This is a genomic window from Acinetobacter higginsii (assembly GCF_000369845.1).
In the GTDB taxonomy this organism is placed as follows: domain Bacteria; phylum Pseudomonadota; class Gammaproteobacteria; order Pseudomonadales; family Moraxellaceae; genus Acinetobacter; species Acinetobacter higginsii.
The window spans coordinates 934,268-952,158 of the sequence record NZ_KB850211.1 but is presented as its reverse complement, the minus strand read 5'-3'; the positions used below and the strand labels follow the sequence as shown (position 1 = coordinate 952,158).

The following is a 17,891-nucleotide window of genomic DNA, read 5'->3' as shown; positions in this document are numbered from 1 at the left end:
TGAGCTTTTTCACTGATCCAAACTAATTAAATGACAGTCTGGTAAAAGCAACTTGTGATCTTTTACCTTGGTTAAGAATAGAAAAAACACATTGGTCTTCATTCGAAACTTGAAAACCATGGCTTGGAATTTTGCTGAAATGAGCAAGTAGACCATCACCAGATTAAAATTAGTCTATGGACCAGATTCTAGGTATGTTTTCTCTCTGCCTCACCGCATTTAGAGCTTGTCTAATAGCAATATAAGCTTAGGCTACACTCTACTTGTCGATATTTGAGAGATTAGACATACTTTTACTTGAGTTTAAGTTAGTATAGATTCCTAACAAAGTAAGGATACGACATGTTTATCGGGTTTAAGATAATAAAAAAACAACCTGAACTTCAAAAGGACTTCACACATCAAGAATTTTCTAACCCAATTATGGAGTTTTGGAAATTTTTTGAGAATAATTCTCAGTATACGCTGTTGCGATATGAGCATGTTATTGATGGAATTCGGGCTATTTATTGTAATAAATAGCAAAGCGTTAATATCACATACCCCAGATGGATACTCTGATCCAACTCAGCGAATATTCTAATAGATAGAAGGTACGATCAGTTAACTTCTATTTTTTAAGGTTAACGCTTAGTGATCACAGCTTAGAGGATCTGAAGCAAAAATCTATTTTGTGGATATGCGGGCTGAGTCACAAAACTGATTTCGTTCATAAAATTTACCCATTAAAAAACCCGCCAAAGCGGGTCATGTTTTACTCGATATAATAGCTATTACCATCAGAGCTATTAAAAACCCAATTCAATGTCGGGTAAATAATCTCACCTTTTATCAAAATATATTCAACTTTGGGACTCTGCCCCCGAGTTGATTGAATTGTATTAGTTGTCTTTACTTCGGTGTAGCTTGCTTGCGCCCTTCTTTCTTTACCTTGGAAATCAATAATTATAATGTCTTTTAGCATCAATATGCTCCAATTTAATCAATCATAGTATGCCTAGCTGCACATATATACAAACGTTAAATTATTAACAGCAGTAACTAATGAAATTCCAGAACAAGTTCAGCAATTAATTAACTACGTTAACTTACCAAGAATATCCGCAACGCGACTTGTCACCTCATCGGCACTCAAATCCTGACAGATCCAAAAGCTGTAGACTCTATCGTTTTTTACATAAATCTGCTTAACGTACTCTGAAGACTTTTTACTGTCGATCTCTCCAGCTTTAAAGTTTTTTTTATTCAAATCTACCGTCATTCCATCTAAATCACCACCAATACATAATTTCAATATCATCACCACTCAGATTGAATGCTCACCTTATCATATATACATCTGCTTTATCGGGCTGTTTATGTAGAGCTTTGGCGAGGTCTTAGTTTAGCTTCAATAGGCAAGATGTGGTTGGTTACCCCAATGCATTATCCAGCTTGATCTGCAACATTCGCTTAGCCTCTTTGAGCAATTGAGTGAGCTACTCAACTGACTGTGAGCGAATTACGACAAATCATCAGACAAGATAGCTTTCTTGCTTTCTTCGCTAGAAATACTTTTCAATAAATATCACACCTGAGTAATTGGATTTATTTAAAAATAAGATTTGTGATCTTTGTGTACTTGCCCTTGAAATTCTTGAGGTCTAGTAATAGTTTTTAAGCGATAGCAATCAACAAGTAATATTTATTTGATTTTATTTAAGAAATATTTCATAGATATATTCTTTGATTCATCTACATATCCCTACAAATCGCTCTTAAAGCTGCTGTAGTGTAAGTAAAATAACAGCGTAGTATGAGGTTTCCATAACGAAACAAAGAAGATAAAAATGTCTGATTTTAAAGAGTTTTCTAAAAAAGCGACCCATGATCAATCACCACTATTACAAGCAAATGAACATACTCAGGTAAACACCCCTCAACCTACTCCAAAACCAGAAGACTCATCAAAACTAGAGGATTCACAAGAGCCAGACCCAAATAATAAATAAATTATGATTATCAGTATCTTAAGATATTTATATTGAGGTGCTGTTCATATAGAGGATAAATCAGTGCACTGATTTATTTACTATTCATTACTTTTATCACTTTGATTTATCTAGTTGCTTAATTGCATTCATTGATTAAAGAAGATAGAAATAGCCTCTCAGATCTGAGGGGCTATTTTAATTTAAAGATAGCTAAGAACGACGGATTAAAATTAAAACGTATACTTAGCCATAATTCCAATACGGTTATCGCGATATTTTTCACCAGCAAAGGTTTCGCGCTGAGCATTTATATATTCTAGACCCAGGTCAATTGGTGTTACGGGAGAATATATAAAATTGATCCATGTCTGCTGTACTTTTTCATTGGCTGATATATCTGAGCTGCTACTTTGAGCATAACCATTTGTATCATCAGCAAAAAAAGTGGAGTCGAATGTTTCCATAAATGCAATGTCATTATTGAAGGTCTAGAAGTAGAGATTAAAGACCAAATGCCACCAGACATTGAAAGTGGCGTTCGTGAATGGCTAAAGAACATTATTGAAAACTAAATGAGAGCTTTAGACCAAGTGAAGAATCTATTTATCTTCCTCGGTCTTTTTCTAGAAATCATTCTAAAACGTTGAAGACAATAACTTCTGACTCAGCAGGATTGCTTCTTCTTGCGTTTGGACTTGGTAGAACGATATTTTCCAGATTTTTTGATCCCGATCTAAAAACATGGGATCAACTTTTTCTTCCGCAATCTCAATCCACCCTTTCACGATGGATAATGCTTGTGCATTTGCTTTGATCCACTGAATGGTCTGTTTCCATTGTACTTGTGATGGCGATGGTTCATTAAATTTGGTTTTTAGATCTCGGATTAATACGAAAGGTTGATTGCGCTGTAGCAACTGATCTAACTGCTGTATAAATTCAGCTAAACTACCTTGATGAAGATGACTCACTTCCACTATCGGGAAATTTTCTAAATTTAATTCCATGCCATACTCCCAAAATTATTTAGCAGGATCAGACTGAAGTTCGTTAACTAAGCTAGGTAACACGATTGATTGTTTTGTAAGCTCGGCATAAAAATTTGCAATCTGGAATGGGAGAAACACCCTATTATTCCACTGAGGATATTCTCTATAAATCGTAGGTGATATCTTTTTAATAATCTGATTTTGGTTAAGCCCTAAATCAATTTGCTGTTTAACCAAGCTTTTTACTCGAAGCATATGTTGCTTAAATTCTTGTAAATCTTTAACTGTTGAAAGCTTGCCGTGGCCAGGTACAACAATCTTTGGCTTCATATCAATTGTTTGTTGAATCACCTTAATCCATTGACTCCCTTTCGAGTCCTCATCAGGCATGATCGGATAGAACTCTCTCTCGTATAGATCTCCCATAAAAACGACACCAGAACGCTGATCATAAATAATTTGATCACCACGAGTGTGTGCAGGCATCTGTTGTAGTGTAACCAGTCGGCCTCCCAAATCTAGGACTTGCCGATTTGTATAAGTTTGATCTGCATAACGGAGCTTTACATTTTCAAGTGCATTTTTTTCGATCTGCCCAAAAGCTCGAAACATTTTTAGGTAATTTTCGCCTTTATTGATTAACTCATCATTTTGTTTTTTGTTAATGATATAGGTCGCGTCTTTGAATTCAGAAGCTCCAAACTGATGCTCTGGATGAAAATGGGTGGTTGTAAGATAAATCTTTCGGTTTTGAGCAATGTCTTTCGCCACTTGATAGACATTTTGACCATTGCTTTGGCCCATACCCGTATCAATAACGAGGATGGCATCCTTTCCCTCAATGATTCCAATGTTAGGTACATAATTAATATATGGGTCTGGGATAAGCCATACCCCAGAGGCAATTTGATGTTTCTTTTCTACTTGGACAATTGGTGCAGCCGTGAGCTGGTACTGAGTACGACTCTCTGGAATCTGGCTATTTGCATAAGCATTAAAACCGCTTAATGCAATGAGGGAAAAAGTGAGAAATTGTTTGATCTTCATTGTTTCAGTTTCCTCAATAATTTGAAGAAGTCATAGGATGAATTCATAATATGAGTAAAAGCTCGCATTAGATACTCGCATTTAGCCATGGTCGAAGAGCTGAATGTAAATTAAATAAAATCAATTAATTAAAATTCATCTCTATTGTGTATTTGTAGATGGTTTAGATATTACTCATATTTTTAGGTAGCAATTATATTGATCGTCGCTGATAAAAGTGAGTTAATGCTCACATTTAGGCTGTCTACTTATTATCATGAAATCAGCGCTCAAACCGAGAAAAGCACCTAGCCAAGGCCGATCAAAAGTGACTGTCGATGCAATTTTACAAAGTGCAGCAGAAATTTTGAAGGAAATGGATTATGCAAAATTTAATACGAATTTAGTTGCAGAGCGCGCTGGTATTAGTATCGGTTCGTTATATCAATACTTTCCCAATAAAGACTCACTCATTGTAGCATTGCATAAAAAGCATACGCAGCACATTGGAGATCTTCTGCGGACTGTGATTAATAACCAAAATGCCCAAACTTTAAAACAGCGAATCGAGTCTTTGGTTGATGGTGTTATTGCTGCCCATTCATTTGAACCTGAGTTGCACAAATTGCTTGAAAAGAAACTCCCTTTCTTTGATATCAATAGAGTTGAAGATGAAACTGGGATTCGACAAGAAATCTTCCGTTTAGTTGAATTACATCAAGAGGAGATCGTAGAAAAAAATAAACCGCTCATTGTTTGGATGATCTTACAATTATTAGAGTCACTCATTCATGCAGCAATGCTTGAACCACCAGTCAATGTGAAGCCACAAGAGCTAAGAAACGCCATTATCCAATCGATATATCATTATCTGACTAAAATTTGAATCGATCAGATATAGGTGCTTATATGCTCTTGCCAGTTGTTTTTAAATTAGCTTCATCACAATTCAGTGACTCAGTAATACTCACCCAACCTCTCTATCCATCAAATATCTTTGCGCGATATGCACTGATTGATCTTGTTTCGGCTGGCATTGTAACCACGTTCCATCTGCTTTAAGCTCCCATGCTCTGCAATTGTCTTTCAAATAATTCTTTAAGCCATCTTCAATAATGAGTTTTTTTAGCTTTTTATCTTCAATTGGGAAACAACATTCAATTCGAGAGAACAGATTCCGCCCCATCCAGTCCGCGCTGGCACAGTACAACTTAACTTCACCATCGTTGTAAAAATAATAAACACGAGTATGTTCTAAATAACGTCCTACGATTGAGCGGACTCTAATATTTTCTGAAAGCCCTTTCACTTGTGGTCTTAAACAACAAATTGAACGAATAATCAAATCAATTTGCACACCTGCCTGCGATGCTTTATAAAGTGCATTAATCAGTTGAGGTTCAGTCAATGCATTTACCTTGATTATGATCTGCGCTTTTTTACCCGCTTTACTATTTTCAATTTCCTGTTGTATTAATTCGATAAGTTGGGAATGTAAGGTGAATGGAGCATGGAAAAGTTTTTTTAATTTTGCCATTTTCCCCATTCCTGTTAACTCCTGAAAAACTTTATGTACATCCTCACAAATCTCATCATCACTGGTTAATAGGCCATAATCGGTATAAATTTTTGCATTGGTCGCGTGATAGTTTCCAGTACCTAAATGCACATATCGTTTGATTCTATCTTGTTCTCTACGTACCACCAGAATCATTTTGGCATGGGTTTTATAACCAACAATCCCGTATACAACGACTGCACCCGCTTCTTGAAGTACATTGGCTACTTCAATATTTGATTCCTCATCAAAACGCGCTCTTAATTCAATAACGGCTGTTACTTCTTTGCCATTTCTTGCTGCTTCTGCAAGAATTTTGACAATCTCAGAGTCTGCACCACTCCGATACAACGTTTGTTTAATTGCAAGTACTTTGGGATCATAGGCTGCGTCTCTGAGCAGTTTGATCACAGGGGCAAAGCTATCAAATGGATGATGTAACAATACATCGCCTGCTTGCAGCACATCAAAAATTGGCTTTTTGGTATAGAGCGCTTTTGGGATTTTTTGTTGGTAAGGTTGGAATCGTAATTCTGGTAAATCGAAATTGGAAATGAAACGAGCCAGATTGACAGGACCATCAACAAAATATAAATGTTCTTTTTCTAACTCAAATTGTTCCAATAGATAATCAGCGATATGCTCAGGACAGTTCTTATTGACTTCTAATCGAACGGCGCGTCCAAAACGTCTTGCTGATAATTCTCCTTTGAGCGCAATCGCCAAGTCTTCAACATCTTCTGATACGGTTAAATCGGCATTACGTGTGACACGAAATTGATAGCATCCCGTTGCTTTCATCCCCGGGAACAAATCCGCTATATGTTCCTGAATAATCGCAGAGAGTAAAATGTAATGTTCTGAATTACCTGAAATTTGATGTGGTAATTTGACCAATCGAGGTAAAGATCTCGGTGCCGGTACGATAGCTAAATCAATTTCTCGTCCAAATGCATCTTTTCCTTCTAAGGTCACAATAAAATTCAGACTTTTATTAACCAATCGAGGGAATGGGTGTGCAGGATCTAAACTAATCGGTGTGACAACAGGTTGTACTTCATTAAAAAAATAATCTTTAATCCATGCCTTATGCTTTTCTAGGATGTCAGCATACTGGATGTAATGAACTCCATGACCTTGCAATTGAGGGAGAATGGAATGGTTTAATATTTCATATTGTTGTTCTACTGCTTCATGAACGACTTTAGAAATTTGTTGTAATACGTCCGTGAGAGCGGTCCCTTCGGGCCCTATCGTCTGAGTCGACAAATTCATTTGTTGTATTAGGCTGGCAACACGGATTTCAAAAAACTCATCCAGATTACGAGAAAAAATAATTAAGAAATTAAGGCGTTCCAGTAGTGGATGCCCATCATCTTTTGCCTGTGCAAGCACTCGTTTATGAAACTCTAATAATGATAACTCTCGATTTATATAAGTTTCCAAACAGTGTTCCTGACCATTTGTAAGTGCATGCATAGAAGTCATGAGTTACTCTATATTTTATAAAAAGTGATTTTTCTAATACGTGATTAGACGTAAATTTTTCCATTGTTTATTTTGTGCCGATTACATTGCAGATTAATGAAAATCCCATTTGTTTATTCAATTATCTAGAATATATATAAAATCACTTACCAAAATAAATTATTAAATAAATCAATAGCATAAATAAAAAACCATTAAATAAGAGTTAAGCTTACTGAATATAAATGTACATACGACATTTCTCTAAAGTTACTTGTATAATGAGCTATGATCTATTTTTAATTCTGATATGAAAAATCCCTTTTCTGACAATACCCAAATTAAAACGGTTTCTAGTTTTTCTGAGCTTATCAATAGCCATTTTCAAGGTGATATGAATGCCCTTTGCTGGTATAGAAATTTGGTTGGTGATTTTAAAGAAATTGTGAATAAACTTGAATTAAAAGAGAATATTACAGAGGTTTCTGTTGAGGATCTTTTGGCATTACAACTTTCAGAAAAAGGCGATTTTGCAAGAGAAAGGATATTAACTGATATACAGCTACTGACTGATTTAGGCGCATCGCCGTGCCTGAATTTACTTAAAAGTTATGAGCGTGACGAAGACCTCGATTTCATTTCAACCGATGTATATTCATATCATGTTGATCGGTCACCTATCGAAACAGATACTTTTTTATGTACGTACTACGGCCCTGCAAGCGATATTCTGGCTCATGATCAAGTTGAACAAAAGATTTTGATCCCAGAAATAAGAGACCAACTCAAGAAATTATATGATGGTCCAGATGCTGAGTTTGAAACGTTCCTCTCAGAGTATTTCTTTGATTTGCATTATCAAGCTAAACCCAATGCTGAACCTGTTAATTTAGGAGTAGGACATCTTTGGCGTTTAGCAGTTGATCATCCAACGCAACAAGTCCCACCATGTGTGCACCGAGCACCTGCTGAGAAAGACGGCGAGTATCGGCTGCTATTGATTTGCTAAGGTTTTACCAGATATTGATCTAGATTTTTAAGCGCAAAGCTGATGTTTGATAATAGCACTTGTTCTGAATAACCATCTCTTGCCTGTACAGATAAGCCATGTAAAACCAGCCCATAATATTGCCCTAATTGTTCAGGATCGGCATCCTCCTGCAATTGACCATCAAGTTTAGCTTGCTCAAAACGTTGAATCAGCCCTTTAACACGCTGAATACGTTGCTGTTTCATCCAGACGAGAAGATCTTGATTCTCTTCGCTTAATACACTTGCCGAAGAAACAACCATACAACCATACGCGTGATTGGTTTGGGTGTATATCTTGATCGCTTGTTGGAATAATTGATTGATTGCCACTTTAATATCTTGTTGTTGCAATGCTTGGACAGCAAAGCCACCTTCATGTTCTTCATAATGCTTAACAGCTTCTCTGAAAAGCGCTTCTTTTGAACCAAATGCTTTGTATATACGTGCTGAAGCAATACCCAAAACCTCAACTAAATCTGACATAGATGTTCCTTCATAGCCATGCTGCCAGAAAAAATCCCGTGCTTTGACCAACGCTTTTTCTCTATCAAACTCTCTTGGTCGACCCGCCATAGTATTTCTTTTTTCAAATTTAGTGTTTTTTATTATTAATCGTAAAAATATTTTTCGCAAATAAATCAATATGATTTGTTGTATCCAAACCCAATTATCGACATTCATTTGAAAAAATAAGTTGTTTTTAAATAATATTCAGCCTATTGTTTGTCGATCGACAACCAATAGAGTTTCAAAGATGCAAACAATCAAAGGCCCAAGCATTCATCTCGCGCAGTTCAGTGATAATATTTTCCCTTTCAATAATTTAGCAAGTATTGCCGCATGGGTTGCTGACAATGGCTTCAAGGCTGTTCAACTTCCAGCTTGGGATAAACGATTATTTGATGTCAATTTAGCAGCGGAAAGTCAGAATTATTGTGATGAGATCAAAGGTGTTTTAGATCAAAACAGTTTGCAAATTAGTGAGTTAAGCACGCATATATTTGGTCAGTTAATGGCGGTTCATCCTGCTTATGATGCTTTATGTGATGGTTTTTCGCCCTCATATTTGCATGGTAAACCAACAGAAAGAACCCGATGGGCCGAACAACAGATGTTAGCTTCGGTTCAAGCTTCTGCACGTTTAGGGCTACATGAGATGGGAACTTTCTCTGGTTCTCTTGCATGGCCTTATATCTTTCCCTTCCCACAACGCCCTGAAGGGCTTATCGAAACAGCTTTTGATGAACTTGCTCGCCGTTGGACTCCAATCTTAAATGCCTGTGATGAATACGATGTCAATCTTTGCTATGAAATCCATCCTGGTGAAGATCTTCATGATGGGATTAGCTTTGAAATGTTTTTAGAACGCACCAATCATCACCCACGTTGTCAGATATTGTTCGACCCTAGTCATTTTATTCTTCAACAACTGAACTACTTAGAATACTTAGATATCTACAAAGACTTCATTCGTATGTTCCATGTAAAAGATGCCGAGTTCACACCGACAGGTCGTCAAGGCATGTACGGTGGCTATCAAAATTGGGGCGATCGAGCTGGCCGTTTCCGTTCTACAGGTGATGGACAAGTTGATTTTAAATCGATTTTCTCAAAACTAGCACATAATGATTATCAAGGTTGGGCAACTTTGGAATGGGAATGTTGTCTAAAAAATAAAGATGATGGCGCGCGAGAAGGTGCTGAATTCATTAAACAAAATATTATCCATGTGACCGATAAAATATTTGATGACTTTGCTGCTGCGCCCGTAAATCAATCACAAATCAACCAATTATTGGGCATTTAAGCGTAGAACGAGAAATAATGATGACGACGCACACTGAAAAATTATCAAATCAATTTAATCATCACTACATCCATATTGAAGGTAAAAAATTACATTACGTATCCACAGGCAATGGCCCCGCTGTTTTACTGATTCCGGGGTGGCCTCAAACATGGTATGCATGGCGACACGTCATGGCTGAGTTGGCTCAGCATGGTTATCAAGCGATTGCGGTTGATCCACCTGGAACGGGATATTCAGCTCCACTAGATGCTCATTATGATACTGGACATATTGCAGCCATTCTATCGAGTCTGATGTCCGAACTTGGACATCATCGCTATGCCGTTATTGGGCATGATATTGGAATGTGGGTTGGCTATGCACTCGCCTGCGACTTTCCAGAATCAGTCACTCATCTTGCGGTCACAGAAGCTGTAATTCCTGGGTTGGCTCCACCGCCCCCAATTTTTGTTCCACCTGAACAGAATATTTTTCTCTGGCATTTTATGTTTAATCAGATTAGCGATTTGCCTGAAGCTTTAGTGATGGGCCGTGAAGAAACCTATCTCAATTATATTTTTGATAAATGGTCATGGCATCGAGATAAAGTTGCTGCTGAAACCTATATAGAGGCTTATAAAGTTTCAGGGCGTTTAACAGCAGGTTTTAATTACTATCGTGCCATCCCTGAAACTATTCGTCAGAATAAAATTAGGGAAACCAAAACTTTAAATATGCCCGTATTCGCAATCGGTGCCGAGCATGCGACAAATGATGCACCTTATGAAACCATGAAAAAAGTGAGTACTCAGTTATCCAGTGCGATTGTCAAAGATTGTGGCCATTTCATTATGGAAGAACAAGCAGAAGTATTTTGTTCATTGATTCTTAATTTTTTACAGCAGGAAAAAGCAAGATGACTTTAGATATTGAAATCGAAAATTGGCTTAAGTCTCAGTCTGCATTACCCGCTGCAAACACATTGGATGAACTGAGAGTACAGGTAAATCAATCGATTATCCAACAACAAGGCGTTGAACAAGACTCATCTTATCAACACAGCTTTAGGGTGATGACTGAGGATCAAGCAGAAATTGAAGTTCGTGTTTATGTTCCTTATGTTTTAGAACATGTGCAACAACGTCCAGCGATGGTGTTTGCTCACGGTGGTGGATGGTGTCTTGGCAGCCTAGATGCATGGGACCGTGCTTGTCGTTTATTGGCTGAATCAATGGTGCAAGTGATATTCTCCGTCGACTATCGTTTAGCGCCAGAAGTTAAATTCCCAATACCATTAACCGATTTTTTTACGGCACTGTCTTATATTCAGGAAAATGCTTCGGTATTTGGTCTTGATAAAAATCGTATTGCAGTGGGTGGAGACAGTGCTGGAGCAAATATTGCAGCAGCGGCCTGCCTACTGGCAAAACAACATCCTGATATTAAAATCAGTCATCAACTGCTGTTCTACCCAGCATTAGATGCCAGCATGAGTAACGCTTCTTATCAAACATATGCACAAGGCTTTGGTTTAACGACGACGACGATGGCTTATTGTTGGGATCAATATGTTAATGCTGAGGCAGACAAAGTAAATGAGCTTGTCAGCCCTTTGCTTGCGCATTCATTACAAGACTTACCTGATGCCACAATTTTTGTATGTGAATATGATCCACTTCGACATGATGGTGAAAAGTATGCAGAGAAATTGAGAAAAGCTGGTGTCAATGTGAAATTTCACCTGTTAGAAGGCATGATTCATGGCGCTATTCATATGTTAGCGATCACATCAGCTGCAAAAGCAATATATGATAAAGTCCGAATCTAAATAATGGTGTGCGTTTAATGACTTAGCCATTTTATTTGTTTAAACGTCCTATATCGATGCAGCTATAGGACGATTTACTTTCAACTCATAAGAATAAAACACGCGCTAGACCAATACCTTTTCTCCGTAGTGCTGGATAAAGTGATCAATTTTAGGCGGAATTTCACGATATTGTTTCTTGATTGCCAGTTCCATCAATTCTATTTGGACTTGCTCTTGTACAAGCATATAGTCTAGAAACTCACGATCTGCTTCTGTTCCTTGAGCATGGACTTGTTTTAAATCCTCCATATAAATTTTCGTTTTTGAATAAACCAGTTTAAGTAATTCATCCAATAAGAAAGATGGCGTTGAACTAATCAGTGATGCTTTTGTCATGGTCAAAAAAGATGGTGTCGCATTGAGGCCTAACTTCTCTGCATACGCAAAATAGTGTGCTGTATTGAATTGTTCTAACTTTTCATAGGCACTCCAGAAAATATATTCTTGTGTTCCCTGCACGCGATTGGCGATACGTGCAATTGCGCTAAGCGCAAAGGCACGATTTTGCAATTCATAGTTAATTCCATTTAGAAACTGTTGAGACCGCATATTTATTCCTTATTCATTAGAATGAAGACCATGTAATTCAAGGTGTCTACTGAACAATCACAGACTTAAGGTCTGTTTGTGAATAATTTCTTTGGCAGCGCGTATACCTGACTGTAAAGCACCATCTAGATAGCCACTCCATTCGGTCGCCGTTTCTGTACCCGCCCAATGAATTCGATCGACAGGCTGTCTGATACAATCGCCATAAGTGGTCATCACCCCTGGTGGCATATGTGCAACATATCCCCCTTGAGACCACTCTTCGGTGAGCCAGTCTTGTTCTATATACTCCAAAGGATGTGCTGCTTGTTGACCAAAGTAATAAACAAAATCTGCAATGACCCGTTGACGACGTGCTTCAACATCCAGCGAACTTAACTCAATTGCATAATCACCCTCGATCAAGCCCAGTAAGACACCATGATTTGCTCCTTCTGGAGATTGATCAAACACAACGCTGACAGCTCGATCTGTCGCAACCACAGCACCATTTAAGTTTTGTTGCCTCCAAAAAGCGTTGCTATAGGCCAAATGAACTTTAATCACAGCACCCATGGTCATACTTTGTAATAAGCGTTCACGCTTTGTAGGTAACGGTGGTGTGTAATGAATTTTGGATGCAAGTACAGGTGGTGTGGCAATGATGATATTTTTTGCCTTATAGCTTTGGGTTTTACACACAACTTTGACATGATCGGCATGCTGCTCAACAGCTAAAACTGATGAATTTAAGATTAAATGGTCTTGTAATTGATCTGCAATCAGTTTGGAAATTTGCCATGCACCACCGATGAATTTATCTTGCTGCGCTCCGCCTTCTGTTGAGATGAGAACTTCAAGTCCATGCCCTTGTCTAAAATATTCGAGAAAAAACAGATAGGACAATTGAGAGGTATTACAACAGAAGAGAGCCCCTACGATGGTTCGCATAAAGTCTCGCGCACCGTCTGTACGCACATGCTTTAACAGCCAACTTTCAACCGACTCAGCATCCCATTGCTTCGCTTGTGATGCTAACCAGGGTTCTCCATTCGGCAATGTTTGAGCTTCTTTATTCCAACGGCGCTCAAGTAGCGCAATTTCAAGCAGTGAAGCAATTGGGAGCTTGGGGATATTGGAGCGATATGATTTAACTAAACCATTACGACTAACCAAGCTCGCACCTTTGATAAATTGAGGATAGGTTTTGACACCCAGTTCTTGTGCCTGTGCCAATAACAGTTTTTGTTGCGGACCAACCCACTGCCCACCTAGATCAATGGTTTCTCCATAGATTTCACCTGCTTTTGAGCGCCCACCGACACGATCACGCGCTTCTAAAAGCAATACATCTTTACCCGCTTTCTTCAATTCCAGTGCTGCTTTTAAACCTGCCAAACCAGCACCGACCACGATTACATCCCACGTTTTTTCAGTTGTTTGAGTATTCATCATTATTTCCTGCTATTAAAATTATCATCCATATTTTAATGAACGCGTTCATTAAAATTAAATTTGATTTTATGGAACGTGTTCACTAAAATCAATAGCTATGGAAAATAATCAAACAAAAGCCCCCCGCCGTGGACGTCCTCCGCGCAGTCAGGAACAAATCGAAGCCAATCGAAATGTAATTATTCAGGCGGCCAGAGACCTATTTGCAGCACATGGATACGAAGGTGTATCTATGCGTAAAATTGCAGCCCAAGCAGACTGTTTACCTGCAACGCTCTACACCTTATTTCCGAGTAAAAGACAGTTACTGCACCATATTTGGGAAGTGATTTTTTTAGATTTAATGCTTGAGCTGGAAGAATGCTATAACAACAGTCCTGAATCAGAACGACTCGAAAAGCTGTGTACTGCTCAAGTTGATTTTTGGTTAAATCGACCAAATGATTGCAGAGCAATTTTCCTCATTGAAGATCATCCACAAAATGCTGAGGAACATTATTTTGTCGATGCTTCACAAGCAGTTCCGCAATTAGAAATTTACACGCGTGCGATTAAGGAAGCACAAGCCCGTGGTGAAATACGTGCAGGTGATGCGAACGAAATCAAGAACGTTTTACTCTGTAGTATGTTAGGGATTACCTTAAGTCTGATTGGTATTCCAGAATATCCTTGGGGAAATCCGAATACCTTAAAAGAAATGACGATCAGTGCATTGATCAAGGGATTGAGCTAAGGAAATGATCATGGCTAAAGCAACTACCCCAGAACAAATCCCATATTTATTCCAAACTGCGTGGAATGAGCATGATATAGCTGGGTTTTCCTCGCTATTTTGTGAGGATGCAAGTTTTGTAAATCGCTTTGGGCACTATGTAAAAGGTATAAAAGAAATTGTTGCCTTACATCGTCCTATTCATGAAACCATCTATCGAGATTCGACGCTTCAGAATGAAATCATAGAGTTGAGTCCAATCACCGATGAAGTGGTCATTATCCATTTTTGGAGCAGATTAACAGCAGGTCTAGCTCACCCTGCTGGTGTACATCAGGTAGATACTTTAATTCTTGCTGTCCTATGCAAACAGAACGGATCTTGGTTGATTCGTGCTTTAGAAAATGTGACCCTCACCAATCCGCGCACAGGGGAAGCAATCTTAAGAGATAACTAAAATTTAGAGACTACAGTTCCCATCATCAAATTGTTGGACTCTAAATCATCATTGTGGCAAAGGATGCTGTTTCGCATGTAATTTTAAAATTCGTCTTAACTCCAAAATCGCTTCTGGTTTTTCCTGAATCGAATGTCCACCTTGGATAATTTTTTCAGATAATGCACCCTCTAAATGTGAGCTGGTATATGGCACAATCCCATCTGTCATTTTTTTGGGGTCTTGGCTTTGAGTGATATTACCAATGATTGAATGGTACGCTAAACCCTTTATTGGTTGAACATCCTGACTCATTTTCATAAATTTGGACTGATAGCTTAAATCACTTGGTCCATTTTCAATGATGCCTGAGGAAAGATTATTTTTCATCTGATGTAAATCAATCTTCTTTTCTTTGACCGCAACCTCGGCTGCAGTTAAAAACTTGCTGGGTAAATGAATAACTTTGCGTAACGCGAGTGTAAACCAGCGATCTGCATAGGCAGTACCTTTATGCGGTGTTGCAATAAAAATCACACGGTTAATTTGATCAATTGGACGGAAGATAAAGCGCTTACTGACGGCAGGTGAGAAAATAAAATCATGTGCTTTATCATTATTGATGGCTTCAACAGCCTGCTGACGGATATCACCCTGCCCCATGATCAGACGACTAATAATACCACCCATACTATGTCCAATCAGAACAGCGTCAGACATTGCAGCATCTTTAGGATCATGCATTGAAAATGCCTGTTTCAACAAAGCATAAATCTGGGCACGGCTTTCTAAAATCGGCATGTTGGTAGAGTAGAAAACCTGCCAAACCTGATATTGCTTACGTAAGTTATCATCCCCTAAAATATCATTCGTCAGAGTAATCCACGCTTCGGGACTGCTTGCTAAACCATGGATAAAGATAATAATTTTTTTATTCGGTTGATACGGCTCCAACATGAATAAATGTGGCATGCTCAACTGTTCTTTACGATCGATCAAGCTCTTGTAGCCTGTACCACCTAAGTTATTTTCTGCTAACCAAAGACCATATGGTGCTGAATAATTCGCTGTTAATAAATAATTCCCACCCGCGACCTGAACCTCATCATGGCGAAAAGGATCAATCAGCTTGATTTCTAATGCGGCATCTCGAAGTAAATCTTCAACTTGGGTCTGTTTCAATGGTTGTGCTACAGCAGTAACAGATAAATATCTTGCTGTATGAATATATGGATTTTCCTGAGCAGCATAAAAGGTTTCTGGATCATAAACATAATCTGAGTTGAATGGCTGCTTATTCTTTGCAACCAACACAAATTCAGAACCAAAGCCATCTCGACGATTGACACTGTAAAATCCAGAAAAACGCATATTGTAGCTCGACTGCAGTAATTGAATATCTGTCGTTGCTAATTCTGGATAATCATCGAAATTGAAAGAATAACGATGCTGATTAATGAGCAATTGTTTTGGAAACTGACTGAATTGATAGCGTAAATAAGCCGTCGTGATTAATCGTGAAAGTGCCACGTTATAAAAAAGCCGAACCTGCGTTTGCCTCTGATCAAAAATACGTTGTTGAGGTGTATGTTGCGTTTCGAATAAATAGGCATAGCTAAAACGGATACTTAGATCAAGTAAAGTCAGTACTTGATCTAAACACTGATTTTGTTTCGTTGAATGCTGTCTTTCCAACAAGGATACATGACATCTTTTTTCTTCACTTAACCGTAAAGCCTGAGCCAAATACACTTCACTGGCTGCAGCATAACGCTGTTCGTTATTATCAGTTAGTTTTTTTTCTAAAGTCTGTATACATCTATCGGGCTGATTGATACATTCATTGGCTGGAATACCAGCCAGAAGCAAGGTATTTTGTGAAGCATCGCTTAATTGAGGTCTCGTTAAAATACTTTGAGTTTTATCGGTCAAGGATGCACTCAAACTTCGTTGTTGAAGTTTGACGAGCTGACAGGCAGATAAGCTGTAAAAGAGACAAAGTAAAACAATGCCCTTTATTAGCGTTCTTCTATTGATTATCATGCGATACAACCTCATTCATCACGATTCAACAACAAAGCACTAACTCTGTCCGTTTATGTTTCAGGTTGAACAAAACGATGATGAGCTGCAAGATAAGCCAAATAAAGCACAGGAATGATAAAGAAAGCGACACTCCAAAAATCGAGGTAAACATAAAGAATCGCGCCCAAAAATGCACCCACAATAAAACCAACAACAATGCTTAAACTTTGCAACAATTTCCGTTTATTTTCAGGATTGGTCTGTCTCATATAATTCGAAATATCGATCCCTAACTGGGTGGTATTTCCTGTCATCATTGTACTTGGACTAATGTGTTTAATTAGCGTTTTACTTGATGTGTTTCGAATTGCCAAGGCAATTAAACCCAGACCACCTGTAAGTGCGACTGTGAGACTATTTGCATTGTTGAACGGCTCGAAATAAAGCCCAGAGAGCATAAAGCCCGTTAAAAAAATGGCTTCACCAAGAAATAGGTAACTCAGCGTCTTACTCTTTTGAGCACTACGATCGATACAATATTTGGTGATCGCCACCGTCACAATGAACAATGGAATCGCAGCAAGTTTGATCCAGATACCCGACCCACCACTCACCCATGCTGCCCCAGCCAGTACCAAGTTTCCTGTTACATGTGCAGTGAAAAAGCCGAATAGTGCAATAAAACCTATGGTATCGATTGCACCGCCTACGACAGTGAGTAATACAGGATCTCGACAACTGTCCCATAAGCTCAAGGGCTGTTTTTTTATAATCTCATCCATCTTCTAATTCCTAAAAAACAAGCCTATATTCGGCTAAATTTCAACTGATTAAATTTCTTAGCGCAGGAAGTAATTGTTCACCGATGACCATTCCTAACAGGCCACACAATGCCACTAACGGTGGTGCGGGTGATTTAACATTCAACAAGTAATATATGACACCGACCAAAAGCCCAGCAGCTAAAGAGATCAAATACATTTTCATCGTGCTTTTCCCTAGATTTCACTTAAAATAAAGTGAAATCTATC

20 protein-coding genes and 1 pseudogene are annotated in these 17,891 nt (G+C 38.3%); 9 read left to right on the top strand and 12 right to left on the bottom strand.

What is annotated here, in order from left to right; genetic code table 11:
• The first annotated feature begins 342 nt into the window (after positions 1-342).
• Complete coding sequence (locus F885_RS21180; RefSeq protein WP_004807103.1) at positions 343-522, top strand: hypothetical protein; 180 nt, start codon at positions 343-345, stop codon at positions 520-522.
• Between the two features lie 232 nt (positions 523-754).
• Here the strand turns inward: F885_RS21180 and F885_RS15420 are convergent, their stop codons facing one another.
• Together F885_RS15420 and F885_RS15425 are read right to left on the bottom strand one after the other, a co-directional pair.
• A complete protein-coding gene (locus F885_RS15420; RefSeq protein ID WP_005313958.1) occupies positions 755-964 on the bottom strand; it encodes a hypothetical protein in 210 nt (69 codons plus the stop codon).
• A gap of 114 nt (positions 965-1,078) precedes the next feature.
• Positions 1,079-1,300 (bottom strand): hypothetical protein, encoded by a 222-nt coding sequence (locus F885_RS15425; protein ID WP_005313955.1) that lies wholly within the window; start codon positions 1,298-1,300, stop codon positions 1,079-1,081.
• A 529-nt stretch (positions 1,301-1,829) separates the two neighbouring features.
• On the opposite strand from F885_RS15425, the gene F885_RS20995 reads away from it, so the two are divergent.
• A complete protein-coding gene (locus F885_RS20995; protein ID WP_005313954.1) occupies positions 1,830-1,991 on the top strand; it encodes a hypothetical protein in 162 nt (53 codons plus the stop codon).
• A gap of 212 nt (positions 1,992-2,203) precedes the next feature.
• Here the strand turns inward: F885_RS20995 and F885_RS15430 are convergent.
• The 3 genes and pseudogenes from F885_RS15430 to F885_RS15440 form a co-directional block, all read right to left on the bottom strand.
• Positions 2,204-2,413 (bottom strand): annotated as a pseudogene (locus tag F885_RS15430) (hypothetical protein); the annotation flags it as partial.
• 195 nt (positions 2,414-2,608) lie between these two features.
• On the bottom strand, positions 2,609-2,980 hold the full coding sequence (locus F885_RS15435) for a hypothetical protein (protein WP_005313949.1): 372 nt from the start codon (positions 2,978-2,980) through the stop codon (positions 2,609-2,611).
• A gap of 15 nt (positions 2,981-2,995) precedes the next feature.
• A complete protein-coding gene (locus F885_RS15440) occupies positions 2,996-4,009 on the bottom strand; it encodes an MBL fold metallo-hydrolase (RefSeq protein ID WP_005313946.1) in 1,014 nt (337 codons plus the stop codon).
• A gap of 256 nt (positions 4,010-4,265) precedes the next feature.
• Between F885_RS15440 and F885_RS15445 the strand changes: the two genes are divergently transcribed.
• Entirely contained in the window at positions 4,266-4,874 is a 609-nt protein-coding gene (locus tag F885_RS15445) for a TetR/AcrR family transcriptional regulator (protein WP_005313944.1), read from the top strand.
• 81 nt (positions 4,875-4,955) lie between these two features.
• Here the strand turns inward: F885_RS15445 and ppk1 are convergent, their stop codons facing one another.
• Positions 4,956-7,034, bottom strand: coding sequence for a polyphosphate kinase 1 (gene ppk1 / locus F885_RS15450; RefSeq protein ID WP_005313940.1), 2,079 nt, complete (start codon positions 7,032-7,034; stop codon positions 4,956-4,958).
• 289 nt (positions 7,035-7,323) lie between these two features.
• On the opposite strand from ppk1, the gene F885_RS15455 reads away from it, so the two are divergent.
• Positions 7,324-8,022: a DUF1826 domain-containing protein gene (locus F885_RS15455; protein WP_005313937.1), complete on the top strand. Its 699-nt coding sequence runs from the start codon at positions 7,324-7,326 to the stop codon at positions 8,020-8,022.
• Here F885_RS15455 and F885_RS15460 read toward each other — a convergent pair.
• Complete coding sequence (locus tag F885_RS15460; RefSeq protein WP_005313929.1) at positions 8,019-8,618, bottom strand: TetR/AcrR family transcriptional regulator; 600 nt, start codon at positions 8,616-8,618, stop codon at positions 8,019-8,021. The two genes, F885_RS15455 and F885_RS15460, sit on opposite strands and share 4 nt — an antisense overlap.
• 181 nt (positions 8,619-8,799) lie before the next feature.
• Here F885_RS15460 and F885_RS15465 point away from each other — a divergent pair, with 181 nt between their 5' ends.
• The 3 genes from F885_RS15465 to F885_RS15475 are packed head-to-tail and all read left to right on the top strand — an operon-like array spanning position 8,800 to position 11,662.
• Entirely contained in the window at positions 8,800-9,852 is a 1,053-nt protein-coding gene (locus tag F885_RS15465) for a sugar phosphate isomerase/epimerase family protein (RefSeq protein ID WP_005313927.1), read from the top strand.
• A gap of 17 nt (positions 9,853-9,869) precedes the next feature.
• The gene (locus F885_RS15470; RefSeq protein WP_005313926.1) at positions 9,870-10,754 is read left to right on the top strand and encodes an alpha/beta fold hydrolase; all 885 of its coding nucleotides are present in this window, start codon (positions 9,870-9,872) and stop codon (positions 10,752-10,754) included.
• Positions 10,751-11,662 carry an alpha/beta hydrolase gene (locus F885_RS15475; RefSeq protein WP_005313924.1) on the top strand — a complete coding sequence of 304 codons (912 nt, stop codon included), beginning with the start codon at positions 10,751-10,753 and terminating at the stop codon, positions 11,660-11,662. The genes F885_RS15470 and F885_RS15475 overlap by 4 nt, the downstream gene beginning before the upstream one ends.
• 105 nt (positions 11,663-11,767) lie before the next feature.
• Here F885_RS15475 and F885_RS15480 read toward each other — a convergent pair whose 3' ends face one another.
• Both F885_RS15480 and F885_RS15485 read right to left on the bottom strand, forming a co-directional pair.
• Complete coding sequence (locus F885_RS15480; protein WP_005313923.1) at positions 11,768-12,253, bottom strand: hypothetical protein; 486 nt, start codon at positions 12,251-12,253, stop codon at positions 11,768-11,770.
• 57 nt (positions 12,254-12,310) lie between these two features.
• Positions 12,311-13,684 (bottom strand): flavin monoamine oxidase family protein, encoded by a 1,374-nt coding sequence (locus tag F885_RS15485; RefSeq protein WP_005313921.1) that lies wholly within the window; start codon positions 13,682-13,684, stop codon positions 12,311-12,313.
• Between the two features lie 100 nt (positions 13,685-13,784).
• Between F885_RS15485 and F885_RS15490 the strand changes: the two genes are divergently transcribed.
• Entirely contained in the window at positions 13,785-14,420 is a 636-nt protein-coding gene (locus F885_RS15490) for a TetR/AcrR family transcriptional regulator (RefSeq protein WP_004807064.1), read from the top strand.
• A 10-nt stretch (positions 14,421-14,430) separates the two neighbouring features.
• Positions 14,431-14,856 (top strand): SgcJ/EcaC family oxidoreductase, encoded by a 426-nt coding sequence (locus tag F885_RS15495; RefSeq protein WP_005313916.1) that lies wholly within the window; start codon positions 14,431-14,433, stop codon positions 14,854-14,856.
• Positions 14,857-14,904: 48 nt separating this feature from the next.
• Here F885_RS15495 and F885_RS15500 read toward each other — a convergent pair whose 3' ends face one another.
• Genes F885_RS15500 through F885_RS20535 form a run of 3 tightly spaced genes read right to left on the bottom strand, consistent with a single transcriptional unit; the run spans position 14,905 to position 17,847 of the window.
• Positions 14,905-16,878, bottom strand: coding sequence for an esterase/lipase family protein (locus F885_RS15500; RefSeq protein WP_005313914.1), 1,974 nt, complete (start codon positions 16,876-16,878; stop codon positions 14,905-14,907).
• A 53-nt stretch (positions 16,879-16,931) separates the two neighbouring features.
• On the bottom strand, positions 16,932-17,642 hold the full coding sequence (locus F885_RS15505; protein ID WP_005313912.1) for a YoaK family protein: 711 nt from the start codon (positions 17,640-17,642) through the stop codon (positions 16,932-16,934).
• 40 nt (positions 17,643-17,682) lie between these two features.
• Positions 17,683-17,847, bottom strand: coding sequence for a DUF1427 family protein (locus tag F885_RS20535; RefSeq protein WP_004653475.1), 165 nt, complete (start codon positions 17,845-17,847; stop codon positions 17,683-17,685).
• Positions 17,848-17,891: the final 44 nt, after the last annotated feature.